Below are 25,898 nucleotides of genomic sequence, written 5' to 3'. Positions count from 1 at the left end.
ATTACTTTGAAAGAGCTGGCAAGGTGGACCACTCTGTTTAGCCATGTCCACTCATGACCATGATCTTTCTGCTGATCGTTCCGCAGACACAGGCCCCGACAACGAGTCGGGGCTTGTGTCCGAAACTTTTCCCGGTAGCAAGTCTGATCGCGGCAACACTGATTACGAGACGGTGAAAGACCACCTCGATTCGGCGTCCGCGACCAGCCAGCTGGCTGCCATGATTGAAGACGGCTCGACGCCTGTCGCCGAGCCGGAAGAGCCAGTTGAAATGCTCTCCGAGCGCAAGGATGCACCCATTGACTGGGCAATCGTCATCCCCTTGGTCGCCATCGTCGCGGCCGTGGTTATCTGGGGCCTGACGGCGCAGGAGAGCTTCTCCAATTTTGCTAACGCCTCCTTCTCCTTTGTTATGGACAACTTCGGTTGGGCGTTCGTGCTCTTCGGCACCATCTTCGTCATCTTTGTTCTGATTATCGCGTTATCGCGTTTCGGATCGATCCGCCTCGGCCCGGTTGACGGGCAACCCGAGTTCCGCACCTCATCCTGGATTGCCATGATGTTCGCCGCCGGCATGGGCATCGGTTTGATGTTCTACGGCGCTTCGGAACCATTGGCGTTCTACCGCGAGGGCGTACCGGCCCATCAACCGCAAGAGGTCGGCACCGCGATGGCGCAGTCCATGTTCCACTGGACGCTTCACCCGTGGGCCGTCTACGCCATTATTGGCTTGGCCATTGCCTACTCGTCCTACCGTCTAGGCCGCAAGCAGTTGCTCTCCAGTGCGTTCGTCCCCTTGATTGGTCAGCGTCGCGCTGATGGCTGGCTAGGTAAGGTCATCGATGGCTTGGCCGTGTTTGCCACCATCTTCGGTACCGCGTGTTCCCTTGGCTTGGGTGCACTGCAGATTACTGCTGGCCTGGAGGCCGCTGGCTGGATCGAGGGCTCTTCGAATGCCCTGATCGTTGGCATCGTCGCAGTGCTGACCTTGGCCTTCCTCCTCTCGGCAATGTCGGGCGTGGGCAAGGGCATTCAGTACCTGTCGAACTTCAACATGGTGATCGCGGCCGCTCTGGCAATCTTTGTGTTCATCGTTGGCCCAACCGTGAACCTGCTCAACATGCTGCCGACCTCCCTGGGTTCCTATGTCGCCCAGTTCGCCGAGATGGCATCGCGCACCGCTGCATCCGCTGACGGTACCGCCGGTGAGTGGCTCGGTGGCTGGACGATCTTCTACTGGGCATGGTGGATCTCCTGGTCGCCATTCGTCGGTATGTTCCTGGCACGCATTTCCCGCGGCCGTACCATCCGCGAATTCTGCCTGGGCATCCTGCTCGTGCCAGCTGGCCTGTCGACCGTGTGGTTTGCCATCTTCGGTGGCACCGCAATCTGGATGGAGCAGAACGGCCAGTCGATCTACGGCAGCGGCTCCAGCGAGGAGCAGCTGTTCAACTTGCTGCAGAACCTGCCACTGGGCGGAATCATGTCGATCTTCGCCATCATCTTGCTGGGTACTTTCTTCATCACTTCGGCCGACTCGGCCTCCACGGTGATGGGTTCCATGACGCAGAACGGCGTGGCAGACGCGAAGCCATGGCTCTCCGCTCTGTGGGGTCTTGGTACCGCGCTCGTCGGCATGACCTTGCTCATCGCAGGTGGCGACGACGCTTTGAACGCCTTGCAGTCCGTTACCATCGTGGCAGCCAGCCCATTCTTGGTGATCCTCATTCTGCTGATGTTCGCCATCGTCAAGGATTTGCGTAACGATGTCATCTACCTCGATGCCCGCGAGCAGAAGGAGTTCGCCCAGAAACTGGCGATCGAACGCCGTCTGCACCGCGAGAAGACGTATCGAGAGCAGCAGAAGAATCGTCGTCGAAACGTGCTAAACCAGCAGAAGTAACGCTTTACGACGATCGACTATGCCTCTAATCCACCCGGATTAGAGGCATAACTTATGCTAGAGACCATGACTGAAACCACCTCCCAGAATATTCTTGTGTGTGTAGCGTGGCCTTATGCCAACGGCCCGCGCCACATTGGCCACGTCGCCGGCTTCGGCGTGCCGTCGGATGTTTTCGCCCGCTACCAGCGAATGCGCGGCAATACCGTGCTGATGGTCTCCGGCACCGACGAACACGGAACCCCGCTTCTGGTCCAGGCGGACAAGGAAGGCGTTACGGTCAAGGAGCTGGCGGACAAGTACAACCGTCAGATCGTTGAGGATCTGGCGGGCCTGGGACTGTCTTATGACCTGTTTACACGCACGACCACGCGTAACCATTACGCCGTAGTGCAGGAACTGTTCAAAGGCCTGCACACCAACGGTTATATGATCAAGGAGACAACTCAGGGGGCGGTCTCACCGTCGACTGGGCGTACTCTTCCGGACCGCTATATTGAGGGCACCTGTCCCATCTGTAAGGCGGACGGTGCGCGCGGCGACCAGTGCGATAACTGCGGTAACCAGCTGGACCCGATCGACCTGATCAACCCTGTCTCCAAGATCAACGGCGAAACTCCGAAGTTCATCGAGACCGAGCACTTCATGTTGGACCTGCCAGCGCTCCACGATGCGCTGAAGTCCTGGCTCGAAGGCCGCGAGGACTGGCGCCCGAACGTCTTGCAGTTCTCGCTGAACCTGCTGGAGGATATGCGCCCACGCGCCATGACTCGTGACATCGACTGGGGCATCCCTATCCCCGTGGAGGGGTGGGAGGACAACCCATCGAAGAAGCTCTACGTGTGGTTCGACGCAGTCATCGGCTACCTGTCTGCCTCCATCGAGTGGGCAGCGCGCACCGGCAACCCGGACGCCTGGAAAACCTTCTGGCAGGACCCCGCCACCGAGGGCTTCTATTTCATGGGTAAGGACAACATCACCTTCCACTCCCAGATCTGGCCTGCCGAACTTCTGGGCTACGCCGGTAAGGGCTCCAAGGGCGGCGAGCAGCACGCTCTTGGTGAGCTCAACTTGCCCACCGAGGTGGTCTCTTCGGAGTTCCTCACCATGTCTGGTTCCAAGTTTTCCTCGTCGAAAGGCGTGGTCATCTATGTCAAGGACTTCCTCAAGGAGTTTGGCCCAGATCCGCTGCGTTATTTCATCGCCGTAGCAGGGCCTGAAAACAATGACGCGGACTTTACTTGGGAAGAGTTCGTCCGCCGCGTGAATAACGAGCTGGCCAATGGCTGGGGCAACCTGGTCAACCGCACCGTGTCCATGGCACACAAGAACTTCGGCGAGGTTCCGCAGCCAGCGCAGCTTGCCGACGAAGACACCGCCATCCTTGAACTGGCCGCGAAGACTTTCGACGAGGCCGGAGCCGATCTGGAACTGGCGAAGTTCAAGAACGCGATTTCCAAGGTGATGCACGTCGTCGGCGAGGCGAACGCCTATATCGCCGAGATGGAGCCGTGGAAGCTGGCCAAGGACGAGTCCCAGCGTGAGCGCCTAGCGACCGTGCTCTGGACCGCCCTCCAGGTTGTCAGCGACTGCAACACCATGCTCACCCCGTTCTTGCCACACACTGCGCAGGCCGTCCACGAAACCCTGGGACGTACTGGCCAGTGGGCCGCCACCCCAGAAATCCGCGAAGTGGTCGATGACGCGGACTTCGATCTCGTCGGTGTGGGCCTCCCCGAGAAGGGTCAAACCTATCCCGTCATCACCGGTGACTACACCCAGCAGCAAGCTGTGTGGAAGCGCATTGACGTGGAGCCGGGCACCGAGCTGGCGAAGCCAAAGCCGCTCATTGCCAAGCTGGAACCGGAGTTGGGGCAGACCGGCCCAGAATGGGCTCCGGTGCAATAAATGCCTGTTATTGCGTTGTTTGTGGCGGTGCTGACCGCCGCGATCAACCTGCGTGCCGGGATCTCATCGGTCGGTGCTGTACTCGACTCGGTGCTTGCCGATTATGATGCGCCAGCCTCGCTGGCCGGGATCATTACCGCGCTGCCGGGTGCTTTCTTCTGCATTATGGGCCTGGGTGCTGTGCCCTTGGCGCGCAAGATTGGCGTGACGCCGACCGTCCTGTCCGGCGCGATCTTGACCGCAGTAGGTATCGCCGCCCGGCCGTTTTCGCCAACGATCAGCCTGTTCATCGTCTGCACCGTCGGTGTAGTTGCCGGTATCGCGGTGGCGAACGTGCTGCTACCGGCGTGGATCAAGATGTACGGCGGCCGCCACATCGTCGCCTTAACGACGATTTACTCCGCGGTCCTCGGTCTGTCCGGCGCAGTCGGCCCCTTGTCGACGATGATCACCGACACGTGGCAGGGCTCCCTGGTGGTGTGGGCGATCCCGGCCATCCTGCAGGTCCTGGTGTGGCTCTATGTCGGTGCTTTCACCAAGGTGGATATCCCCAACGCCTCTGCAGCGGAAGGTGAGCTGAGCGGCAGCCTGTGGCGCTCCAAGACGGCAGTTGCCTTGATGCTGTTCTTCGGGCTGCAGTCCATGAACGGCTATGTGCAGATGGGCTGGCTGCCCGCCATCTTGATCGACGCAGGTGTCAGCGAAGCTGTCGCAGCTACTGCCTTGTCCATCATCGGTTTCGCCGGCGTGGTCGGCGGTTTGCTCATGCCTACCGTCATCGAGCGGTCGCGCACTCTGACCCCGTGGGTGCTCACCTTCGGTGCACTGTGCGCTGGTGGCTACCTAGCCTTGCTGTTAGCCCCAACGGCGGCACCGTTACTGTGGGCCACGATCCTCGGCGTAGGCGGCTGGTGTTTCCCATTGGCCATCGCGTTGATTCCGGCCCGCACCCGTTCACCTTTCGTCACGGCGAAACTCTCTGGGTTCGTCCAGCCCTACGGCTATATTGTCGCCGCTGTCGTGCCCCTGCTGATCGGCATTGCCTATGACTTCACCGGTTCCTTCCAACCCATCTTGGTCGTCCTCATCGTCCTCGGTTTGCTGCTTGGCATCACGGGAATCGCCGCGTCCCGCAACGTGTATATCGACGACGAATTAGCTGCTCAGAACTAACGCACAACCGATGTCCGACCCACTTGCTAGCGTGGGCATCATGACAACTCAGGGGATCACACAACAGGCCACACGCAGTGAAGCCGATCAGTTACTGAAACTGATCGCGGGGGAACACGCCACGCTACGCGACGACCAGTGGGCCGCCATCGACGCACTGGTCAACCAGCACCGCCGAATGCTCGTCGTACAGCGCACAGGCTGGGGCAAATCAGCCGTCTACTTCATCGCAGCGAAACTGCTGCGAGCACGCGGGGCAGGGGCCTCCGTGATCATTTCGCCGCTGCTGGCCTTGATGCGCAACCAGGTCGCCGCCGCAAGCCGCGCGGGGATCCGCGCGGCCACGATTAATTCGGCGAACATGACGCAGTGGGAACAGATCCAGCAACAAGTCACCAGCGGCGAAGTCGATGTGTTGTTGATCAGCCCAGAGCGCCTCAACAGCCCAGACTTCCGCGACCAGGTCCTGCCGCAGCTGGCGCGGACCGTGGGCATGGTCGTGGTCGATGAGGCACACTGTATTTCGGATTGGGGACACGATTTCCGCCCGGATTATCGCAGGATCCGCACGCTTCTCGACGAGCTTCCCGCCAACACCCCGGTGTTAGCCACCACGGCCACGGCCAATGACCGCGTGGTCAACGATGTGACCGCCCAACTAGGCCAAGGCACCGGTGTGTTGCGCGGCGGGCTGGACCGAGAGTCGTTGGCACTGAGCGTGGTTCAACTTCCCGATTCCACCCAGCGCGCTGCCTGGATTGCTTCGCAATTGGAGGCTTTGCCCGGTTCAGGCATCATTTACTGCCTCACCGTGTCAGCCGCCGAGGACCTGGCAGAGGCGTTGGAGACCGTCGGCTGGAACGTGGCCTCCTACACCGGGCGCACCGAATCGGAAGAACGCGAAGGGCTCGAACAGGCACTGATCAACAATGAGCTCAAAGCACTCGTCGCCACCAGCGCTTTGGGCATGGGTTTCGACAAACCAGATCTTGGTTTTGTGGTGCACATGGGCGCGCCGAGCAGCCCCATCAGCTACTACCAGCAGGTCGGGCGTGCGGGCCGCGGTACCGATCACGCGGAGGTAATCCTGCTACCTGGCCCCGAGGACAAGGAGATTTGGGACTACTTCGCCTCAGTCTCTATGCCGGATGAGTCCACCGTGTACCAGCTCATCGGCGCGCTTGACGACGAAAACCCCACCTCAACCCCAAAGCTTGAAAACGTGGTGGACCTCTCGCGCTCGCGGATTGATCAAGCCCTAAAGGTGCTGGACGTTGACGGGGCAGTCCGCCGTGTGCGTGGCGGGTGGGTGTCCACGGGCGTGGAGTGGGAGTATGACCGCGCCCGCTACGGAGGTCTGGCTACTGCCCGCCAGGCGGAGCAAGATGCGATGATCGAGTATCAACGGACAGACTCCTGCCGAATGGTCTTCTTGCGTAACCAGCTTGATGATCCGACCGTGGAACCTGGCGAGACCTGCGGGCGCTGCGATAACTGCACCGGGAAGCCCTATTCCACGGCAGTGGATCCGACGGTGGCGCAGCATGTCGACGAGCGCCTGCGTAGCCCCGGTGTGCGCCTGACCCAGCGCAAGATGTGGCCGACCGGGTCAGCGCGCAAGGGCAAGATTCACGGGGTGCTTCCTGGGCGCGCACTGGGTCGGCTCAACGATGTCGCCCGCGGCCCAGCGCTAGCGGAACTGCTTGCGCACAACGCCTGGCGGCCCAGCAGCGATTGGCACAATGATGACTGGCTACGCCGCGTTGTCGCCGTGCTCGCCGATTGGGAGTGGGAGACCCGCCCGAGCACTGTTGTTGCCTTAGGCAGCGAGGATCCCGCGCGCCACGACATGGTGCTGGCAGTTGCCCAAGCGGTGGCCGAGGTGGGGAAGATGCAGTTCGGCGGTGTCGTCGGCACGCGTGGCGAGGAAGTCACCGCCCACAATTCAGCCTTCCGGGTGAACGCGTTGCATGACCATTTCAGCTACAGCGAAGTGCATGTGTCCGCAGGGCCGGTGCTGTTGGTGACCGATGTTGTGGATACGGGCTGGTCCGTTACGGTGGCCGGCGCGGACCTGGCGCAACAATTTTCGACCGAGGTGATGCCTTTAGCGATCGCGGCGGGTGGGGCCTAAAGCTTTAGCGTGCCCGAAACTGCTTCACGAACGCGGTGAGTTTGCCAGTTTCCTCGTCGTCGAAACGCGACATGACGACCACCAGCGGGGCTGCGTAGTGCTCGCCAGCGTCGTCGGCGACGACAAGGTCGGTGCCATAGTCGTCGGCAAGCATCTGCCAGCTTAAGTCGAGCTCGCGGCACAAAGCCTCGCCGAGCGCGGTGCCGTAGATGCGGGCGGTCTCGCCGCGGGGGAACTCACGCTGCAGGTCGGGGTGGAGACCTAAGTAGTGGCCGAGGTCGCGCTCGAAGCTGGCCACGATGTCGTCAGTCGCGCCGTTGATGCCGCGCACGGCGGCTTCGGCGAGGTCGGCAGTGATTTGGGTGCGGGTGGCGTCGTCGATAGGCGAAAAGCTCATGGAGCCCATCCTACGGCGGCCGTTACAATAAGCCTCATGTCTAAGAAGAAGCCACGTCCCACGCCCGTTCCCGCGCCCGGCCTGTCCGGCCTGATCGACGCGCACACGCACCTGGCCAGCGCGAAGGCGCGCACCAAGGATGAGGTGGATGCGATCGTGTCCCGCGCGGTGGATGCTGGTGTGGAGCGGCTGTGCACCGTCGGTGATGGGCTGGCGGAGGCGGAGTTGGCGCTGCAGGCAGCGCATTTCAACGAGCGCGTATTCGCTGCGTGTGCGATTCACCCGACGCGTGCGCATGAGCTTGACGACGATGCCCGCGCCCGTTTGACAGAGATGGCGCAGGATCCGCGGTGCGTGGCGGTAGGGGAGACGGGCATCGATACGTATTGGTTGCAGCATGACCCGGACCGCACGGCCCCGCTTGAGGTGCAGAAAGAGGCCTTTCGTTGGCATATTCAGCTGGCGGTGGATTCGGGGAAGGCGTTGATGATCCACAACCGCGAAGGTGATGCGGACATGATGCGAATTTTGGCCGATGCGCCACGCCCACGTGAAGTGATGCTGCATTGTTTCTCCTCGCCGATCGAGGTGGCACGCGAAGCGATCGAGCGCGGGTACGTCCTGTCCTTTGCCGGCAACGTCACGTTTAAGCGCAACGAGGAGTTGCGTCAGGCCGCCGCCGAGGCCCCGGCCGGACAGTTGCTCATCGAGACGGATGCGCCATACATGACGCCGGAGCCTTTCCGGGGTTCGCGCAATGAGCCGGCCTTGGTGGGGCACACGGCGCTGTGCGTGGCGCAGGCACGTGGCGTGGAGGTGACAGAGCTTGCCGACGAGGTACGTGGAACTTTCGATCGCGTTTTTCAGACAGCAAATATGTGATGAATATCACTTCCGAGTTTGTGCAGGCATCACGTTTCCGCAGGGACAGGCGTTATAGGTGTGAATAGTGTGGCGCGCCGCCGAATAACGTTCTGGTAAAAACGCTTGTGTTACCGTATCGTTATCGAAAGTCATTCCGATACTTCCAATACTGTGAGGACACCGAGTATTTATGTCAGCTCAGCGGATTAACAAGTCCACTTCCCTTCCCATGAAGGTTGCCACCGGCACCGTCTTGGGCGGCCTCGTCGTCGGCGGCGTGGCCGTAGCGGGCGCTTCGCAGAAGGACGTCACCGTCGATATCAACGGTCAGCAGCAGTCGCTGTCGACCTTCTCCGGTGATGTAGGTGGCGCTCTCGAGGCCGCGGGTGTCACCGTCGGCACTGAGGATCTGGTGTACCCGGCTCCGTCGGAGAAGCTCGCCAACGGTGACGTCATCACCGTAAAGACCTCCAAGCCTGTCGCCGTCATCGTCGATGGCGAAGAGCAGAACGTCACCTCTACCGCCTCGACTGTTCAGGCGCTGGTGGAGGAGCTGGAGGCAGTCAACCCGGGGTCGTCCTACAATGCGGACCCGAACGCACCTGTCACCGAGGGCATGACCCTGGACGTGACCACCCCGAAGATCGTCGCGATCAATGATGGTGGCCAGACCACCTACACCTCGATCGCTAAGAAGACCGTGGGCGAGTTGCTCGCGGCCCGCGGTGTCACCGTTGACTCCTTTGACCGCGTCACCCCTTCGCTGGATTCGCCGGTCACCCCGAACCAGGAGATCCGCATCGATCGCGTTGACGTGCGCGACAACGTGGAGATCGTTCCTGTCGATGCACCCGTCAACTACGTCGAGGACGCCAACCTGGAGCAGGGCACCGAAGAGGTCCGCGAGGAAGGCAAGGCCGGCGAGAAGCGTGTGGTCAACCGCGTCACCTATGTCAACGGCCAGGTCGAATCCGAAGAGCAGCTGGCCGCGGAAGAGGTGCGCGCAGCAAAACCTGCCACCATCGCGCGTGGCACCAAGGCCCCGCAGCACACCGTCACCCCTGCGGTAGCGGTGACCACCTCCGGTAACGCCGGTGGAAGCAACACGGGCGGCGGAAACACAGGTGCCGCGGCACCAGCTGTGGCCGGCGGCTCGGTCTGGGATTCGCTGGCTCAGTGTGAGTCCGGCGGCAACTGGTCCATTAACACCGGTAACGGCTACCACGGTGGTCTGCAGTTCTCCCAGTCCACCTGGGCTGCCTACGGCGGCACGGCGTACGCGCCAACCGCGGACCAGGCAACACGTGAGCAGCAGATCGCCATCGCAGAGAAGACCCAGGCCTCCCAGGGCTGGGGCGCATGGCCTGCCTGCACCGCGAAGCTGGGCATCCGCTAGTCACCGGCTAGACTCGTGGTTTATGACCACTGCTGACTCCCACTTGCTCGGCCCGGTAGAAATCCGGGCCCTGGCAGAAGAACTGGATGTCACCCCGACGAAGAAGCTCGGCCAGAACTTCGTCCACGACCCCAACACGGTTCGCCGCATCGTTGCGGCGGCCGGCCTCGCAGCTGACGACGTCGTCATCGAGGTCGGACCCGGTTTGGGGTCTTTAACATTGGGGCTGATCGACTCCGTGCGGCGCGTCCTCGCCGTCGAGATAGATCCGCGCCTCGCCGACCGCCTGCCCCGCACCGTCGCCGAGCGCGCCCCCGACTTCGCCGACCGCCTCGACGTCATCAACACGGACGCTTTGACGCTTTCCGACGAACACCTGCCCGAAGCACCCACCGCCTTGGTGGCCAACCTGCCTTATAACGTGTCGGTGCCGGTGCTGCTCCACCTCTTGGAATGCTTTCCGACGATCCGTCGGGTCCTCGTCATGGTCCAACTCGAGGTCGCCGACCGCTTAGCTGCTGAACCCGGTTCAAAGATTTATGGTGTGCCCAGCGTGAAAGCCTCCTTCTTTGGGGACGTGAGCCGTGTCGGTGTGATCGGCAAGAATGTGTTCTGGCCTGCCCCCAATATCGAATCCGGCCTGGTCCGCATCGACGTCAGCGACCCCTACCCACGCGAGATCCGCTCTCAGGTTTTTCCCCTGGTCGATGCCGCCTTCGCCCAGCGGCGCAAGACGCTACGCGCCTGCCTGGCGGGTGTGTATGGTTCTGCCGCCGCGGCCGAGGAGGCGCTGCGCGCAGCCGACATCGACCCACAGCTGCGTGGCGAAAAGCTCCATGTCTCTGACTACGTGCGTTTGGCGGAGGTGTCCTAGATGCAGGCCCCCATCGTCCCCATGACTTTCACCGCCCTCGCCTACGGCAAGGTCAACCTGCACCTCGGCGTGGGCAACGCACGTGACGACGGTTATCACGAGCTTGTCACCGTCTTCCAGTCAGTCAACAGGCCCGAGACCGTCACCCTTCACGTCTCACCCACCTTCGAGCAGACCGATCCCGCCAACGTAGTGGAGTCGATGGAGACCACCTTCCACGTCAACTCCCCCGAGGAAAACATCGACGGGCCCGGCAATCTGGCGTGGAGGGCAGTGCAGGCGGTCGTCGATAAGCACCAAGCGATGTTCGGCGAGCACCAGCCGACCCTGCCGAAAGTGCGCATCAGCGTGGACAAGACCGTCTTCGTCGCAGGTGGCATGGCCGGGGGATCGGCCGATGCCGCCGCCGCTTTGGTGGCCACGAACGAGTTTCTCGATGTGCACGGAGTGCGCGGCCTCGAAGACAATCACCTCTACGAAATTGCCGCCGGCCTAGGCGCGGACGTGCCGTTTTGCCTCATGGGCGGGACGGCGCTTGGCACGGGCCGCGGGGACGCGCTGGCCCCGATGATGGGGCGTGGCCAGTACTGGTGGGCATTCCTGGCCCAAAGCGAGGGGCTGTCGACGGGTAGGGTTTTCGAGCGCCTCGATGATCTGCGTCACGACGATGTCACCCTGGTCCCGCGCCTCAATACCGAGGAGATCGGTCAGGCGCTGATCGGCGGGGACTCAGCCGACGTCGCCGCGGCACTGCATAATGACCTGCAGCCGGCGGCTCTGGCGATGCACGCGAGTCTGCGCCGCACCCTGAACGAAGTTGGCAGGCTGGGCGTGTTGGCCGCCGTCGTATCGGGGTCAGGCCCCACCTTGGCCGTGTTGTGCGAGAGCGAGGAGCAGGCACAGGCGGTCGTCGATACGCTAGTGCGTGCCGACGATGCCCCTGCCTCTGAAGGTTTCGTCGCACAATCGCCGGCCGGTGGCGCCCATGTGGTGCAGCGTGGCCGTGACCTAGAATAAGAACCCATCATGGCAAATCTGATCAACCTGGAAAATGTGTCCAAGACGTGGGGTCTGAAAACCCTGCTGGATAAGGTATCCCTCGGGGTGCAGACTGGCGACCGCATCGGCGTAGTCGGGCTCAATGGCGGCGGAAAAACCACCCTGCTCGAAGTGTTGACGGGCATCGAAGAACCCGACGAGGGCCGTGTGTCCCACAACTCGGACCTGCGCATGGCCGTGGTCACCCAGCGCTTTGATCTTGCCGACGATCTGACCATCGGGGAAGTGGTCGTGGAGCCGCTCGGGCTGCAAACCTTTGAGTGGGCCTCCAACGCCAAAGTGCGCGAGGTGCTTGCCGGAACCGGAGTAGTGGACCTAGGTCTGGATTCCACGGTGGGCAACCTGTCAGGTGGAGAGCGACGCCGCGTCAACCTCGCCGCGGCTCTGGTGCAAGATCTCGACCTAGTGGTGTTGGACGAGCCGACGAACCACCTCGACGTCGAAGGCGTGCAGTGGCTGGCGGAGCATCTTCTGTCGCGCAAGATAGCGGTTGTCGTCGTCACGCACGATCGCTGGTTCCTCGACACGGTGGCCACACTGACCTGGGAAGTGCACGACGGCCAGGTCGACGTTTACGAAGGTGGTTATAATGACTGGACCTTCGCGCGTGCCGAGCGCGCCCGGCAGGCCGATGCCATCGAACAACGCCGCCAGAACCTTGCGCGCAAGGAGCTGGCCTGGCTGCGCCGCGGAGCGCCGGCTCGTACCTCGAAGCCGCGCTACCGCATCGAAGCCGCTGAGGCGTTGATCGCAGACGTTCCATCCCCGCGCGACAAGGTCGAGCTGATGAGCTTTTCGCGCCAACGCCAGGGCCGCGTCGTCGTGGAGCTGGAGGACGCGCGTATCGACGCCCCCGACGGACGCGTGTTGGTCGACCACCTCACATGGCGGCTGGCCCCTGGCGAGCGTATCGGTCTGGTCGGCGTGAACGGGTCGGGCAAAACGACCCTGCTGCGCGCGATCGCCGGCGACTATCCGCTGGCCGCCGGCAAAAGAATCGAAGGCCAGACGGTGCGCATCGGCTGGCTGAAGCAGGAACTCGATGATCTTGACCCCACCCGCCGTGTCCTCGACGCGGTGGAAGACGTGGCCAATTACGTCATGCTAGGCAACAAAGAAGTCTCGGCCTCCCAGCTTGCGGAGCGCCTTGGTTTCTCGCCGAAACGCCAGCGCACGCCCGTCGGCGATCTCTCCGGCGGGGAGCGGCGCCGCCTGCAGTTGACGCGCGTGTTGATGGGGGAGCCGAACCTGCTGCTTCTCGACGAGCCGACCAACGATTTGGACATCGATACTCTGCAGGAGCTCGAAGACCTGTTGGATAACTGGCCCGGCACGCTGGTGGTGATTTCGCACGACCGTTACCTGCTCGAGCGCATCGCCGACCACACCTACGCCCTCTTTGGTGACGGGAAGCTGACAAACCTGCCCGGCGGGATTGGGGAGTACCTGGCTCGTCGTGAAGCGATGGAAGGCTCCGGCGGAGTGCTGGACCTGGGCGAATACAGCGAGGAAGCGCCCGAGCCAGTCGAAACCCCTAGCGGGCTGAGCTCGCAGGAAGAGCGCGAACTGCGCAAACAGATGAACGCGGCAGAGCGCAAGATGGGCAAGCTGCAGGAGAAGATCGCCACCTTTGAGCAGGAACTGGCGACGATTTCTGCTTCCGACGGCCCCGATTTTGCGAAGTTGGCTCAGGTGAACGAGGAGCTTAACGACGTGCGTTCCGAACACGAGGAGCTCGAAATGGAGTGGCTCGAGCTCGGAGAGAAGCTCGAGGGCTAAATGGCGCGGCTGCATCCGTGGGGCCTTGTTTTTGCCGCGATCTTTTTCACCCTGGGGCTGACCCCGTCGCTGCTTCTGCGGGATTGGTTCTACCAGGGGGTCGTCTCTGGGCTGGCGGCGGGCTGCGGCTACGGGGTAGGTGTGGCGGTGCACTGGCTAGTGGTGCGGATCGCGCGTTGGCGGCCCATCGTCATCCCGCAGCGGCGTCGCACGATCATTGACGCTGTGGTCGCGGCGATCGTCGTGGTGTGGATGATCATCACGACCGTGTTGTCTATTAATTGGCAGGGTGAGCTTGCGGAGCTGACGGGTGCGGACATCCAGCCCACTGTGTTGATTCTGGCGATTACGCCGGTGGGCGTGGTGATGGCACTGCTCGTCGTCGGGCTGGGGAGGGCTATACGACGAGGCGCCCAATGGGTTGGCAGGTTGTTTCCTGACTCCGCCCATCACCGGCTGCGGATGGGTGTGTCCTGGGTAGCGGTGCTTTTGGTGGTGGTCTGGGCCGTGGAGACGGCCATCCCCGGAACACTCGTGGCGGCCGGCGAGAAGATCTTTGAACCGCGCAACGCCAATCCTGAGCAAGGTCGCGTCCAACCTGCGCAACCGGAACGTTCTGGTTCGCCCGACTCGCTGGTGGAGTGGGAAGATGTGGGCGCCTACGGGTCCCGTTTCCTCAACGAGGGTGCCAGCGCGGCCGAACTGGAAGAAGTGACGGAACAGCCGGCTGTCGAACCGATTCGCCTCTACGCCGGCTTGGCTACGGCACCGACAGACCGGGACCGTGCTGAAGTGATCATCGACGAACTGGAACGCACCAACGCAGTCGAACGTGAGGCGATCTTGCTGATCATGACAACCGGCACCGGGTGGGTGAACCCTGCTACGGCCCAGGCTTTTGAACTGCTCTACGGCGGTGACACAGCGGTCATTTCCGAACAGTATTCCGCGGTGCCATCGGCCTATCACTTCCTCGCCGGGGGAGAGGTGGTGCAGACCGCGGGCCGAGATTTCATCACGCCGATCGTCGACTGGTGGAACACGCTAGATGAGGATTCGCGGCCCAAGCTCTACCTCTACGGTGAGTCACTCGGCTCCACTGGTGTGGAGTCTGCGTTTTCGGGGATGCGCGACATTATGAATTCGGTCGACGGGATTTTTCTGGCCGGACCGCCGAACTTCAACCCACTGTGGTCGGTGTTTACCGAACGCCGTGACCCGGATACGCGCGAGGTGCAACCCGAGTATTCCGGTGGCATGGTGGTGCGTTTCGCCAACCGCAACGAGGATATTCTGCGGTACCTGGATGACGGCGACGAGTGGGGCCCAACCCGCATGCTTTACGTGCAGCACCCGTCAGATCCGGTGACGTGGTGGAGCCCAGAACTCATCGCACGCGAGCCCGACTGGTTGATCGAAGAACCAGGTTATGACAGGTTGCCGGCCATGCGCTGGGTGCCGATCGTGACATTCCTCCAGCTTTCGGCAGATCTTCCCGTCTCCCAAAACGTGCTGGATGGCCACGGCCACAACTACGGGGATTCGATGGTGCCTGGCTTTGCCGCCGTCGCGGAACCGGGCAGGTTCGACCGTGCCGACATTGAGCGGGTGCAGTCGCAGATGGAGCAGGCGCGCGCTCTCGGTGGATAGGACGGCGCGATTGCCCCCGAAAAGTGTGTAGTGCGTCGTCGAAAAGCGGGCTCTCTGGGGGAGGCCAGAAGCGAAAACGCCTGCTTAAGTGAGCTAAGACTCACTTCGCCATGGCGGAATGCTTGGTGTGATGAAACCGTACGGGGGTAGCGGTGCCGGAGGATTGTTCAACACATTCTTTACGGATTGTTGAACGAAATCTACAATGAGCCACATCACATTTGAGTTTGACCGACATTACGAAAGGGGTGCAACTGTGAGATCCGATACATCTACTGGTGATCCACGCAATCAGAGCACGACACCAGCCTCCTCCGGCTCCACCGCGGCCGACGTACCAGCGCAGCCACCTCGTGGCATCGGCGCAATGGCTGGTGCCATGTTCCTTATGGCTACCAGTTCGATTGGGCCAGGCTTTCTTACCCAGACCGGTGTCTTCACCGTTCAAATGGGCGCAGCTTTCGCTTTCGCCATCTTGATTTCGATCATCGTCGACATCGCTATCCAGCTCAATGTGTGGCGAGTAATCGGCGTATCTGGTCTTCGCGCTAATGAACTGGCAAACCAAGTACTTCCGGGCCTGGGGTGGTTCCTCGCGGCCCTCGTCTTTATTGGCGGCCTAGTCTTTAATATCGGAAACATTGCCGGCACAGGCCTTGGCATGAACGCCATGGTTGGCGTCGATCCTAAAATCGGCGGGACGCTTTCAGCGGCTATTGCCGTGTTTGTTTTCCTGTCGCGACGGGCGGGCATCGCGCTCGACCGGATCGTCGTTGCACTCGGCGCGATCATGATTCTGTTGATGTTGTATGTCGCCATCGTGTCCCAACCCCCGGTTGGCGAAGCTCTGAAACAGACGGTGCTCCCAGAGGAGATTGACTTCCTCGTGATCACAACATTGATCGGTGGCACTGTCGGCGGCTACATCACGTTCGCTGGCGCGCACCGCCTGATCGATTCGGGGATTTCCGGGGTTGAGAACGTCAAGAACATTTCGACGACCTCGGTCATGGGCATCCTGATCACAGGTGTCATGCGTGTCCTGTTGTTCCTTGCGGTACTTGGTGTGGTTGCTACTGGCGTGACTTTGTCCCAAGACAACACGGTTGCAGACGCTTTCTACCATGCTGCTGGTGAGTTCGGCATGCGCGCCTTCGGGCTGGTCCTGTGGGCAGCGGGCTTGTCTTCGGTCATCGGCGCTTCGTACACATCAATCTCCTTCGTCACCACGCAGCAAACTCCTCAAAGGGTTCGCAACATTGCCACTGTCGCGTTCATCGTGGTGTGCACCATCGCCTACTTGGTCTTGGGCGTTGCTCCGCAGGCATTGCTCATCTTCGCCGGCGCCTTCAACGGACTCATCTTGCCAGTCGGTTTCGCAATGGTGATGTGGGTTGCATTCCGTCGCCGCGACTTGATGAAGGGCTACAAGTACCCGACGTGGCTGCTGGTCGCCGGACTGATCGTCCTTGTTCTGACAATCTTCCTCGGCGTGCGCTCTATCTCCGGACTTGCGGCTTTGTGGGGTTAAAACGATGAATTCTGCACTCAGTCCACGAAAAGCACGCAAGAAGTTTCGCCACGAAAATGTCACAACCACCGCAGGTTACGCGGCCGGTTTTGCCCAAGCGAACCTCATCGCTATTCCTTCCAAATACGCATTCGACTTCCTTCTGTTTGCCCAGCGTAATCCGAAACCATGCCCCATCCTCGGGGTGCTTGAGGCAGGGCAGACCGATTCTGAACTTCTGCCTGGCGGGGATATCCGCACTGACATCCCCGAGTACCGTGTCTATCGCGACGGTGAGCTCGTCGAGGAAACAACCGACGTGACCCAATACTGGGGCGACGACATGGTGGGGTTCCTGATCGGGTGCTCCTTCACATTCGAATCCGCGCTGATTGACAACGGAATCCCCGTTGCTCACATCGAGCAAGGCCGCAACGTACCGATGTACATCACATCGATTCCAACTACCCCAGCAGGATGTTTCTCTGGGCCGCTTGTAGTTTCGATGCGACCGCTACCAGCGAACCAGATCGCTGATGCCGTTCGAATCACATCGCGTTATCCCTCGGTACACGGGGCACCTATTCATATTGGTGATCCCGCAGAGATCGGGATTAAGGACCTGTCTCGCCCTGATTTCGGTGAAGCAGTAGATATTCCTGCAGGCACGATTCCGGTGTTTTGGGCTTGCGGGGTGACACCACAGGCCGTAGTCATGGCTTCAAAACCTGAACTAGCGATCTGCCATGCGCCAGGCAAAATGTTGGTCACAGACAAGCGGGATATCGACTACCAAGTCCCTTAGCTTTGACGTTCAAGAAGTACCTTTAGCCTCCGCGCCGTATGCCCGAGATTCTCATGAAGAGTATCCGCGGCAACGGCGTGTTCGTCGTTCTCCAGCAAATTCACCAGTTCGCGGTTGTGGTCCACGTAGGGGCTATGGAAATCAGGAACCATTGCTTGGATTGTGAGGAAGGCCAGTCTCATGCGTGCTAGCAACTGGTCCATAGTGCTGCTGAGGGTGTCGCTGCCCATGCCAGCAACAATGAGTCGGTGAAACTGCTGGTTAGCAAGAGCTACCTCATCGAAGTTCCCTGCATCACGAACCTGTGCAGCATGATCGACGGTGGCGCGTAACGACGAAAAGTCCAGGAACTCACCCCATCGCAGTGCAGCCGGTTCCAATGCTGCTCGCGATCTGTAGAGGTCATCGACGAAAGCTGGTGTTGGTTCCGCAATAAACACGCCACGGTTGGGGATTCGCTGGGCCAGGCCTTCGGCAGACAGCACTGCGAATGCCTCTCGCAGCGTATTGCGAGAGACATCAAAGTGGCTGGCAACGGCCACCTCATTGAGTTTTTCCCCTGGGCGAAATTCGCCCCGGGAAATGGCGTACCTTAATTCGGCTAGGACCGCGTGGACAAGCATGAGAGCTAGTCTACGAGATCGTGGCGATCACAGCGTTCGCCTGCACCCTTTCTCCTTCTTTCACAGCCAAAGACACTTGCCCAGACCGAGGAGCTTTCAACGTTGATTCCATCTTCATCGCTTCGATGGTCGCGAGGGGATCTCCCTTATCAACGTTCTCGCCATCGTTAACCAGCCATTTCACAATGGTGGCTTCGTACTTGGAGGTTACAGCGCCTGCGCCAGCGGAGCTGTCTTCTGCTGAGCCCATTGCGCCGCCGTTGCCGCCACCCAGGCTGAGCAATTCTGTCGGTATACCGATTTCGTGGAGCTTTCCGTCGATCTCAATTGCGAATGAGGTCCGCTCAGCATAGATCAGTTCAATGTCGCTGACCTCATGGTTGGTTCCCGGCTGGTAGTTGTGGTCCACCCAATCGGTATAGATATCAAGTGAATCGCCGTTGAGTTCAGGTGCATCGACCATGTCTTTGTGGAATGGCAGGACTGTGCGCACCCCTTGGATACGGAACTCGGATAGCGCCTGGCGGGCTCGTCTTAAAGCAGCATCGCGGTCCGGTGCCCAAACAATGAGCTTCGCCATGAGTGAGTCGTAGTAGGCAGGGATTGTCGACCCGGTCCGAACACCGGAATCGATGCGAATGCCTGGGCCGGTAGGTACGTCGAAGTTGGTGATCGTGCCAGGGCACGGAGCGAAACCGTTCGTGACATCTTCAGCGTTAATACGGAATTCGAAGGCGTGGCCATTCAGCTGAGGATCGCCAGTGAAACTCAGGGGCTGTCCAGCTGCTACGCGGAACTGTTCAGCGATGATATCGACACCGGTCACCACTTCAGTGACGGGGTGCTCTACTTGAACGCGGGTATTGACCTCGAGGAAAGATACCGTTCCATCTTCTGAAACGATGTACTCGACGGTACCAGCCGACGTATATCCTGCACTGCGGCAAATCTCCCGTGCACCCTCGATGATGGATGTGTGCTGCTCCTCCGTCAGAAATGGAGCCGGAGCTTCTTCAATCAACTTCTGGAAGCGACGTTGCGTCGAGCAGTCACGGGTCCCCAGCACCGCGACATTGCCATGATTATCCGCAATAACCTGGGCTTCGACGTGGCGCGGGTGGGTGAGAAACTTTTCTACGTAGCACTCGGCACGCCCAAAAGCTTCTTTGGCTTCGCGGCCAGCAGAGGCAAACGCGCCCTCGATATCTGCTTCATCCGTGACAACTTTAAGTCCGCGTCCGCCTCCTCCGAAAGCCGCTTTAATGGCAATCGGCATCCCATGTTCTTCAGCGAAAGCGCGAGCTTCTTCCCAGTCGCTGATCGGATCCGGGGTACCGGGCGCGAGCGGGGCACCAGCCTCAGTAGCGACCCGGCGAGCGGCGATTTTGTCGCCTAGAAGTTCAATCGCCTCGGGGGAAGGGCCGATCCAGGTGAGTCCGGCCTGTTGGACGGTACGCGCGAAGTCGGCATTTTCCGAGAGGAATCCATAGCCGGGGTGGAGACAATCAGCACCAGTCCGGTGGGCGATGTCTAGCAAAGCCGGAATATTCATGTACGTTTCAGCCGACGTTTTTCCAGGAAGCAGATATGCTTCGTCGGCTACTTGCGTGTGCAGCGCGCCGGTGTCTGCTTCCGAATACACCGCAATGGAACGAATACCAAGGTCGCGTGCTGAACGAGCAATACGGACGGCGATTTCGCCACGGTTGGCGATGAGGACAGTGTTCAAAGTCATTTATTCATTCCCTTCGGAATATAGTTCGAAAGTTACCTGGGATTCAGGTGGAAGTTGGGCCGCGATATCCACGTCTTCGTGGAGCACAGTGGCGATCACGGGATATCCGCCGGTGACAGCATGGTCACGCAGGAAAACCACGGGTTGACCATTCGGAGGGATTTGAATCGAACCTGCGACCATTCCTTCGCTTGGAAGTTCGCCGTCACGGGTGCGTTGGATCGGCTCTGGGCCGGTGAGACGCAGCCCCACTCGATTAGATTCGGCGGTCACGGTCCATGTGGTCTCAAGGAATTTCTGCAGGCCGTCTCCAAACCATGCATCGCGTGGACCTGGAATGACGCGCAGGGTGCCGTGAGTGACCCCGTCCTTTTTCTCCACACGTAGTGGGTTACTCAGCAAAGCGTTCGCAGAATCGGGGCGCGACAGCGATGCTGCTACGGTGTCTCCTGGCTGTAGCGGTGCCGGCCCCAGCCCAGAGAGCAGATCGGTCGCGGCTGAGTCCAGCTCAGTATCTGCGATCAGTCCGCCTCGAACTGCGAGGTAGTTGCGCATTCCCAGGGTGGCGGGACCAACTGTGACGGTTGCGCCGGCCGGAATGATTAGTGGCGTGGCCAGAGGCACACCACGATCGTTGACAGTTACTTCTGCTTCGGCACCAGTGATGCAGATGACTGCTTCAGCCAGTGCAGTCAGCTGCATGCCGCCAATGTTTTCGAGGAGGGTGGCGTTGCGTTTGTTGCCGACTGCAGCATTGGCCGTGCGTGCAGCGGCGCGATCAGCAGAACCGGAAGTAGTCACACCGAGATTGCCATTGCCTTGGCGCCCAAGATCCTGATACAGCGTCTGTAGCCCGATGTCATCGATTGTGAAAAGCGGACGCCGAGGCGGACGGTCCATGGTGAACCTGCTCGGTGCGTGCGAAGTGTCCAACGTGGACACTGGGTTGTAGCGAACGCGGTCACCGGGCATCACCAAGGCAGGTGGGGTAGCCGCTGAATCCCATAAGGGGTCAGTAGTCCTACCAAGCAGCTGCCATCCGCCGGGAGAGGGCCGCGGATATACAGCGGAAAATTCCCCCGCTAAACCGACTGAGCCCGCTGGAACTTCCGTGCGCGGAGAGCTTCTGCGTGGGATGGAGCGAGCATCCGCATCGTCTTCTGCGACGCAATAGGTGAAACCTGGCGCGAAGCCACCGAATGCTGCGACCCAGGTGGTGGACGTGTGCCAGTCAATGACAGCCTCGCGCGAGATTCCCAATACGTCGGCGACATCATCGAGATCTTCACCGTCGTAGAGAACGTCGATCACAATGTCGCGCGGAGCATTCTTTTCGGCATCCTCTGCGCTAAAAGACTCGAGTGTTTTCATTGCCTGCCGCGTAGCACTGGGCGAATCGAATGTGATCAGTACGGTTCTGGCCGCGGCAATCACATCGGTTTGGTGGGGTAGGGGGTCGGCTACGAGGGACGCGTGCCAGTTCATGACAGTGTCCAAATCCGGTAAATCGACAATGAGTGCTCTAGAGCCAACAGTCTGGATCACAGGAAGCTCCTTACAGTAATTCCCTCATTGTTGAGACGCTCCACAACAGTTCGCATCAACGCAACGGAGCCTGGTGAATCACCGTGCATACATACTGACTCGGCATCGACATGCAGCACGGTGCCATCGACGGCTGTAACTGACCCAGAGTCGGCCACTTGGAACACGCGCTGTGCAACCTGCTCGGCATCGTGCAGGACTGCATTTGGTTCGCGCCGGCTGACAAGGGTTCCATCCGGGTTATAACCGCGGTCGGCGAAAGCTTCACGGATGACACGCAATCCTGCCTGTTCTGCGAGTTCGACGGCCTTCCCGCCGGGTAGGAAGAGGAGAGGGAGGTCCCCGAAAGAACGGACCCCGTCGACAACCGCTTGAGCATGCTCTGCGTTGTGCACAATGGCGTTGTACAACGCGCCGTGCGGTTTGACGTAGCTGACCCGGGTGCCAGCTGAGCGGGCGAGAGCGTCGAGGGCCCCAATTTGGTAAGTGATTTCGTCGGCAAGCTCGCTGGGTGTGTAGTCGATAAAACGGCGACCGAACCCTACTAAGTCGTGGTATGCAGGATGCGCGCCGATGACCACACCTGCTTTGGCTGCTTGGCGTAAGGTCCCTGCAATTGAGTGAGGGTCGCCGGCGTGGAATCCTGTAGCGACGTTGGCGCTTGAGACCATTTCTAACATGGCAGCGTCATCTGCAACGGGATTGCCTGCAGTGGACTCGCCGAGGTCGGCATTTAAGTCGATTGTCGCGCTCATCTCGTTTCACTTTCCAGAATATTGTTGAACAATTCGGGTAGGGCAAAGTGTATATGTGATCTGGATCAATGAAAAGCAAACTTTGTCTTGGGGGTCACGTTTACCCCCGTACTCTTCGCCGCTGAATTGACATCAAGCTCTTGACCTGCGCAGACAGAATCCGCCACCACGCGTACAATTGGTGGCATGATTTTGATTAACGTTCGTTTCCGTCCACTTCCAGAGCACGTCGAGGACTTCCGCGAGAAAGTTGCTGACTTCACTGAGGCTTCCCGCGCGGAAGATGGCTGCCTGTTCTTCGACTGGTTCCGCAATACCGATGACCCCAATGAGTACATCTTGGTCGAGGGCTTCAAGGACGACGCCGCTGAGGCCCACGTGAACTCGGAGCACTTCAAGGCTGCTCAGGATTTGTTCCCCACCTTGCTCACTGAGACCCCACAGATCATCAACACCCTGATCGAGGGCAAGACCGAGTGGGACGAGATGGCAGAGTTCCAAGTCAAGTAACCCCACTTTCCATTCGTTTAGCAGCTCAGGTACCGTATTTTTTATGGGATCTGATAAGACGAAAAAGCCGCCAAAACTGTCCAAGCAGGCCTATGAGGACGAACTCAAGAGGCTGCAGGCAGAGTTGGTGGATATGCAGCAGTGGGTCGTCGAAACCGGCGCGCGCGTGGTCATCATCATGGAGGGCCGCGACGCCGCTGGTAAAGGATCGGCGATCAAGCGCATCACGCAGTATCTGAACCCGCGCACCTGTCGCGTTGAGGCTTTGCCTAAGCCTAGCGAACGTGAGCAGGGCCAGTGGTACTTCCAGCGTTATGTTGAAAAGCTGCCGACGGCCGGCGAGATCGTCATCTTCGACCGCTCCTGGTACAACCGCGCTGGCGTCGAACGCGTGATGGGCTTCTGCACGTCGCAGGAGTATCGCCGTTTCCTCCACCAGGCACCAATTTTTGAGCGCCTCCTCGTCGAAGACGGCATTATGCTGCGCAAATACTGGTTCTCCGTGTCGGATGAAGAGCAGTATGCCCGCTTCCAGTCCCGCTTGGAGGATCCGCTGCGTCGTTGGAAGCTGTCGCCGATGGACCTGCAATCGATCACCCGCTGGGAGGAGTACTCCCGCGCGAAGGATGAGATGTTCATCCACACCGACATTCCTTCCGCGCCGTGGTACACCGTGGAGTCGGAGGACAAGAAGCGTTCACGGATCAACGTGATCTCGCACCTGCTGTCCACGATTCCGCACGAGAAGATCGAGCGCCCCCTACCGGAGATTCCGGAGCGTCCAGAGGCCGGCGACTACCAGCGCCCACCGCGCGGGGAGTTCCGCTACGTCCCCGACCATGCCGCCCAGCTGGAGAAGTCCAAAAACGGCAAGAAAAAGAAGAAGAAAGCTTAACGACGATGCCCCTGCGGATACCCACGGCGGCCTGACACTGAGGGGTCGAATGGGATCCAAAAGCGCAGGGGCGCGTCCGCATTCTTGCTGATTCCGATGCGTGGCCCTCGGACCCATTCCGGTTCGGTTTCCCGTGGCTGCAGCGTGATGACGGGCCCCGTCACGGCCTGCCCGTTGTCAGAAAGATCAAGGCCGAGCGCTGATCCAAGGTTGCCCGGCCCCCGCGCCAGGTTATGGAAGTCAGTCCCACCACGGCGCGTGCGCGCAGCCTCTTCACCGGCGACAACTTCACCAGCGCGAAGCAGGCACCCCTGTCCAATGCCCTCCGGCGCGCACACGATATTGCCCGCCCTGTGGATCCCGTAGGAAATGTAGACGTACATACGTCCGGGCGGGCCAAACATGGAGGCATTGCGGTCGGTTTTGCCCCGGTAGGTGTGGGACGCTTCGTCGTCAGCACCAAGATAAGCCTCAACCTCAGTAATGCGGATGGTCACGCCGGCATGGGTGAGGAAGCATCCCAAGAGCTGCGGGGCGACCTCGTCTGCTGGGGCGGAAAAATCAATCACAGACAGGTCAGCTCAACCACTTTCGCAGCGTTTTCAGTGCGCCATGATCGATGTTGGAGGCCGTGATTTCGTCGGCAATCGCCTTCAAATCAGGATGAGCGTTCTCCATGGCCACGGCGGTGCCGGCGGCCTCAAGGAGCTCGTAGTCATTCAAGTAATCGCCGATCGCCGCGGTATCCTCCTGCTTCACGCCCAAGGCCTTAGCAAGATCCAGCAGAGCAACACCCTTGTTTGCACCCGGCGCCATGACGTCCAGCCAGTGCTTGGAACTTACCGCCAGGGTGTAGTCCTGTGCCACCTCACGCACGACGGGTAGGGCATCGCGCTCGGCGTCAGTCTCCACATACAGTGCGATTTTCACGACGTGCGTATCGACGACATCTCGCAGGCTCGCCACATGCTGATTCGCGTGATAGTACTTGTCCACTTCGGCAGTCACGTCAGCGGGCAGGTTCTCGTCGGTATAGGAGGCTTGTGCCTTGCACAGGACGATGTGGACAGGGAAGTCGACGTTTTCAAGCGCGTCCACGATCGCGGTCACGATGTCTTTGCGCATCGGCTTCTCAGAGACGATCTCACCCTTGTGCCAGACAACGGTGCCATTCTCGGCGATAAATGTATCGGGGCGCTCATTGGTCAGCTCGAACATGTCCCGCAGGGTGGCCAGCTGGCGTCCAGAAGCCGGGGCAATTGTCACTCCTTGTTGCTTGGCCCGTCCCAGAAGGTCCCAGAACTCGTCGGGGATGCGACCTTCTTCGTCGAGCAGCGTGCCGTCCATGTCCAATGCCACCAGTCGAGGGGAACTCATAGCCAACTTTCTTGTGATGTGGAACACTGGCTGATATGAACCAACCAGTGATTGTTACCGTTGAAAAGTCTACCGGAGTGCTTACTTTAGATCGTCCCAAAGCGCTCAACAGCCTGAGCCCCGAAATGATCGCGATCATCGCCGAGGCACTCGAGCAGTGGCGTGACGACGACGGGATCCAGCAAGTAGTCATCCGCACCGAAGGCAAGCACTTCTGCTCCGGTGGCGACGTTCGTTGGGCCCGCGACACGATTCTGGCCGGAAACCACGAGGACGTCGACCGCTTCATGGCTGCCGAATATTCCATGAACCAGAAGATTGCCGAATACCCGAAGCCCTATATCGCCTTGATGAACGGCGTTGTCATGGGCGGGGGTCTCGGTGTGTCCGCACACGGCTCCCACCGCGTGATCACCGCGGACACGTGGGCGTCCATGCCAGAGATGAACATTGGTTATATTACGGACGTGGGCATGTCCCACACGTTCCAGAACCTGCCCGGCCACCCGTCGACCGCGCTGGGTAAATTCCTGGCGATCACGGGCTACCGGCTCACCGCCGGCGACATGATGGCCACAGGCCTTGCCACCCACCAGGTGGAATCCTTCGACGGGCTGCTCGAAGCGATCATCGAGCGTGGCCCACAGGCCATCGAAGAGGCCGCCATCGAGCCCGACCACGCCGAGCTGCCGAAGATTTACGCGGATATCGACGAAGCCTTCGTCGGCTCCTGGCCGGAGATCTCAGCGAACCTCTCGGGTGACTTGAAGACCATGGTGGAAGAGCTGACAGCGCAGGCGTCGCCGTCGATGATGGTGGCAGCAGCCGAGCTTTTCGACGCTAACTCCACCAAGACGCTCTCCGAGTCCCTGGACAATGAGCGCGCTTTGGGGGAGGTGTCTCGTCGCGAACCGGACTTCGTGGAAGGCGTGCGCTCGGTGCTCGTCGACAAGTCCAAGGACGCGAAGTTTGCTTCCCAGGCAGATCCCAGCCGCTACCGCGAGGT

The 25,898-nt window shown here is 60.3% G+C and carries 22 protein-coding genes; 15 read left to right on the top strand and 7 right to left on the bottom strand.

Annotated features, from left to right (window positions below):
- The first annotated feature begins 43 nt into the window (after positions 1-43).
- From ACHFGA_RS08650 to ACHFGA_RS08635, 4 genes are read left to right on the top strand one after another with little or no spacing between them, the layout of a single operon-like run.
- The gene (locus ACHFGA_RS08650) at positions 44-1,903 is read left to right on the top strand and encodes a BCCT family transporter (RefSeq protein ID WP_394281990.1); all 1,860 of its coding nucleotides are present in this window, start codon (positions 44-46) and stop codon (positions 1,901-1,903) included.
- Between the two features lie 54 nt (positions 1,904-1,957).
- Positions 1,958-3,811, top strand: coding sequence for a methionine--tRNA ligase (gene metG, locus ACHFGA_RS08645; RefSeq protein ID WP_394281989.1), 1,854 nt, complete (start codon positions 1,958-1,960; stop codon positions 3,809-3,811).
- The gene (locus ACHFGA_RS08640) at positions 3,812-4,984 is read left to right on the top strand and encodes an MFS transporter (RefSeq protein ID WP_394281988.1); all 1,173 of its coding nucleotides are present in this window, start codon (positions 3,812-3,814) and stop codon (positions 4,982-4,984) included.
- A 40-nt stretch (positions 4,985-5,024) separates the two neighbouring features.
- Positions 5,025-7,118, top strand: coding sequence for a RecQ family ATP-dependent DNA helicase (locus tag ACHFGA_RS08635; protein ID WP_394281987.1), 2,094 nt, complete (start codon positions 5,025-5,027; stop codon positions 7,116-7,118).
- A 4-nt stretch (positions 7,119-7,122) separates the two neighbouring features.
- On the opposite strand, the gene ACHFGA_RS08630 is transcribed toward ACHFGA_RS08635, so the two are convergent.
- Positions 7,123-7,515: a DUF3806 domain-containing protein gene (locus ACHFGA_RS08630; RefSeq protein WP_394281986.1), complete on the bottom strand. Its 393-nt coding sequence runs from the start codon at positions 7,513-7,515 to the stop codon at positions 7,123-7,125.
- A gap of 36 nt (positions 7,516-7,551) precedes the next feature.
- Between ACHFGA_RS08630 and ACHFGA_RS08625 the strand changes: the two genes are divergently transcribed.
- From ACHFGA_RS08625 to ACHFGA_RS08590, 8 genes are all read left to right on the top strand, one after another.
- Positions 7,552-8,397 carry a TatD family hydrolase gene (locus tag ACHFGA_RS08625; RefSeq protein WP_394281985.1) on the top strand — a complete coding sequence of 282 codons (846 nt, stop codon included), beginning with the start codon at positions 7,552-7,554 and terminating at the stop codon, positions 8,395-8,397.
- A gap of 172 nt (positions 8,398-8,569) precedes the next feature.
- Entirely contained in the window at positions 8,570-9,775 is a 1,206-nt protein-coding gene (locus tag ACHFGA_RS08620; protein WP_394281984.1) for a transglycosylase family protein, read from the top strand.
- Positions 9,776-9,797: 22 nt separating this feature from the next.
- Positions 9,798-10,649 (top strand): 16S rRNA (adenine(1518)-N(6)/adenine(1519)-N(6))-dimethyltransferase RsmA, encoded by an 852-nt coding sequence (rsmA, locus tag ACHFGA_RS08615; RefSeq protein WP_394281983.1) that lies wholly within the window; start codon positions 9,798-9,800, stop codon positions 10,647-10,649.
- Positions 10,650-11,666 carry a 4-(cytidine 5'-diphospho)-2-C-methyl-D-erythritol kinase gene (locus tag ACHFGA_RS08610; RefSeq protein WP_394281982.1) on the top strand — a complete coding sequence of 339 codons (1,017 nt, stop codon included), beginning with the start codon at positions 10,650-10,652 and terminating at the stop codon, positions 11,664-11,666.
- 9 nt (positions 11,667-11,675) lie between these two features.
- Positions 11,676-13,487, top strand: coding sequence for an ABC-F family ATP-binding cassette domain-containing protein (locus ACHFGA_RS08605; protein WP_394281981.1), 1,812 nt, complete (start codon positions 11,676-11,678; stop codon positions 13,485-13,487).
- Positions 13,488-15,137: an alpha/beta hydrolase gene (locus ACHFGA_RS08600; RefSeq protein WP_394281980.1), complete on the top strand. Its 1,650-nt coding sequence runs from the start codon at positions 13,488-13,490 to the stop codon at positions 15,135-15,137.
- Positions 15,138-15,504: 367 nt separating this feature from the next.
- Complete coding sequence (locus ACHFGA_RS08595) at positions 15,505-16,668, top strand: NRAMP family divalent metal transporter (RefSeq protein ID WP_394282036.1); 1,164 nt, start codon at positions 15,505-15,507, stop codon at positions 16,666-16,668.
- 4 nt (positions 16,669-16,672) lie between these two features.
- On the top strand, positions 16,673-17,452 hold the full coding sequence (locus ACHFGA_RS08590; RefSeq protein ID WP_394281979.1) for a putative hydro-lyase: 780 nt from the start codon (positions 16,673-16,675) through the stop codon (positions 17,450-17,452).
- On the opposite strand, the gene ACHFGA_RS08585 is transcribed toward ACHFGA_RS08590, so the two are convergent.
- The 4 genes from ACHFGA_RS08585 to ACHFGA_RS08570 are packed head-to-tail and all read right to left on the bottom strand — an operon-like array spanning position 17,449 to position 22,110.
- Positions 17,449-18,075: a GntR family transcriptional regulator gene (locus ACHFGA_RS08585; RefSeq protein ID WP_394281978.1), complete on the bottom strand. Its 627-nt coding sequence runs from the start codon at positions 18,073-18,075 to the stop codon at positions 17,449-17,451. The two genes, ACHFGA_RS08590 and ACHFGA_RS08585, sit on opposite strands and share 4 nt — an antisense overlap.
- A 10-nt stretch (positions 18,076-18,085) precedes the next feature.
- A complete protein-coding gene (locus ACHFGA_RS08580) occupies positions 18,086-19,810 on the bottom strand; it encodes an acetyl/propionyl/methylcrotonyl-CoA carboxylase subunit alpha (protein ID WP_394281977.1) in 1,725 nt (574 codons plus the stop codon).
- Positions 19,811-21,355: a carboxyltransferase domain-containing protein gene (locus ACHFGA_RS08575; RefSeq protein ID WP_394281976.1), complete on the bottom strand. Its 1,545-nt coding sequence runs from the start codon at positions 21,353-21,355 to the stop codon at positions 19,811-19,813.
- A complete protein-coding gene (locus ACHFGA_RS08570; RefSeq protein WP_394281975.1) occupies positions 21,352-22,110 on the bottom strand; it encodes a LamB/YcsF family protein in 759 nt (252 codons plus the stop codon). The genes ACHFGA_RS08575 and ACHFGA_RS08570 overlap by 4 nt, the downstream gene beginning before the upstream one ends.
- Positions 22,111-22,296: 186 nt before the next feature.
- Between ACHFGA_RS08570 and ACHFGA_RS08565 the strand changes: the two genes are divergently transcribed.
- Together ACHFGA_RS08565 and ppk2 are read left to right on the top strand one after the other, a co-directional pair.
- On the top strand, positions 22,297-22,620 hold the full coding sequence (locus tag ACHFGA_RS08565; protein ID WP_394281974.1) for a putative quinol monooxygenase: 324 nt from the start codon (positions 22,297-22,299) through the stop codon (positions 22,618-22,620).
- Between the two features lie 43 nt (positions 22,621-22,663).
- On the top strand, positions 22,664-23,515 hold the full coding sequence (ppk2, locus tag ACHFGA_RS08560; protein ID WP_394281973.1) for a polyphosphate kinase 2: 852 nt from the start codon (positions 22,664-22,666) through the stop codon (positions 23,513-23,515).
- Here the strand turns inward: ppk2 and ACHFGA_RS08555 are convergent.
- Both ACHFGA_RS08555 and ACHFGA_RS08550 read right to left on the bottom strand, forming a co-directional pair.
- Complete coding sequence (locus ACHFGA_RS08555) at positions 23,512-24,084, bottom strand: DNA-3-methyladenine glycosylase (RefSeq protein ID WP_394281972.1); 573 nt, start codon at positions 24,082-24,084, stop codon at positions 23,512-23,514. The genes ppk2 and ACHFGA_RS08555 overlap by 4 nt on opposite strands.
- A 7-nt stretch (positions 24,085-24,091) precedes the next feature.
- Positions 24,092-24,892, bottom strand: coding sequence for an HAD family hydrolase (locus ACHFGA_RS08550; RefSeq protein ID WP_394281971.1), 801 nt, complete (start codon positions 24,890-24,892; stop codon positions 24,092-24,094).
- Positions 24,893-24,927: 35 nt separating this feature from the next.
- Here ACHFGA_RS08550 and ACHFGA_RS08545 point away from each other — a divergent pair.
- On the top strand, positions 24,928-25,898 hold a 971-nt coding region (locus ACHFGA_RS08545; protein WP_394281970.1), incomplete at its 3' end, for a 3-hydroxyisobutyryl-CoA hydrolase.

Origin of the sequence: Corynebacterium sp., assembly GCF_043426755.1 — a bacterium.
Classification (GTDB): domain Bacteria; phylum Actinomycetota; class Actinomycetes; order Mycobacteriales; family Mycobacteriaceae; genus Corynebacterium.
This window is presented reverse-complemented; position numbering and strand designations above follow the sequence as displayed.

Excerpts from the sequence above, each read along its gene's own strand:
- ACHFGA_RS08650 (WP_394281990.1), top strand. The coding sequence starts at position 44 with ATGTCCACTCATGACCATGATCTTTCTGCTGATCGTTCCGCAGACACA.
- metG (WP_394281989.1), top strand. The coding sequence starts at position 1,958 with ATGCTAGAGACCATGACTGAAACCACCTCCCAGAATATTCTTGTGTGT.
- ACHFGA_RS08640 (WP_394281988.1), top strand. The coding sequence starts at position 3,812 with ATGCCTGTTATTGCGTTGTTTGTGGCGGTGCTGACCGCCGCGATCAAC.
- ACHFGA_RS08635 (WP_394281987.1), top strand. The coding sequence starts at position 5,025 with ATGACAACTCAGGGGATCACACAACAGGCCACACGCAGTGAAGCCGAT.
- ACHFGA_RS08630 (WP_394281986.1), bottom strand. The coding sequence starts at position 7,515 with ATGAGCTTTTCGCCTATCGACGACGCCACCCGCACCCAAATCACTGCC.
- ACHFGA_RS08625 (WP_394281985.1), top strand. The coding sequence starts at position 7,552 with ATGTCTAAGAAGAAGCCACGTCCCACGCCCGTTCCCGCGCCCGGCCTG.
- ACHFGA_RS08620 (WP_394281984.1), top strand. The coding sequence starts at position 8,570 with ATGTCAGCTCAGCGGATTAACAAGTCCACTTCCCTTCCCATGAAGGTT.
- rsmA (WP_394281983.1), top strand. The coding sequence starts at position 9,798 with ATGACCACTGCTGACTCCCACTTGCTCGGCCCGGTAGAAATCCGGGCC.
- ACHFGA_RS08610 (WP_394281982.1), top strand. The coding sequence starts at position 10,650 with ATGCAGGCCCCCATCGTCCCCATGACTTTCACCGCCCTCGCCTACGGC.
- ACHFGA_RS08605 (WP_394281981.1), top strand. The coding sequence starts at position 11,676 with ATGGCAAATCTGATCAACCTGGAAAATGTGTCCAAGACGTGGGGTCTG.
- ACHFGA_RS08600 (WP_394281980.1), top strand. The coding sequence starts at position 13,488 with ATGGCGCGGCTGCATCCGTGGGGCCTTGTTTTTGCCGCGATCTTTTTC.
- ACHFGA_RS08595 (WP_394282036.1), top strand. The coding sequence starts at position 15,505 with ATGGCTGGTGCCATGTTCCTTATGGCTACCAGTTCGATTGGGCCAGGC.
- ACHFGA_RS08590 (WP_394281979.1), top strand. The coding sequence starts at position 16,673 with ATGAATTCTGCACTCAGTCCACGAAAAGCACGCAAGAAGTTTCGCCAC.
- ACHFGA_RS08585 (WP_394281978.1), bottom strand. The coding sequence starts at position 18,075 with ATGCTTGTCCACGCGGTCCTAGCCGAATTAAGGTACGCCATTTCCCGG.
- ACHFGA_RS08580 (WP_394281977.1), bottom strand. The coding sequence starts at position 19,810 with ATGACTTTGAACACTGTCCTCATCGCCAACCGTGGCGAAATCGCCGTC.
- ACHFGA_RS08570 (WP_394281975.1), bottom strand. The coding sequence starts at position 22,110 with ATGAGCGCGACAATCGACTTAAATGCCGACCTCGGCGAGTCCACTGCA.
- ACHFGA_RS08565 (WP_394281974.1), top strand. The coding sequence starts at position 22,297 with ATGATTTTGATTAACGTTCGTTTCCGTCCACTTCCAGAGCACGTCGAG.
- ppk2 (WP_394281973.1), top strand. The coding sequence starts at position 22,664 with ATGGGATCTGATAAGACGAAAAAGCCGCCAAAACTGTCCAAGCAGGCC.
- ACHFGA_RS08550 (WP_394281971.1), bottom strand. The coding sequence starts at position 24,892 with ATGAGTTCCCCTCGACTGGTGGCATTGGACATGGACGGCACGCTGCTC.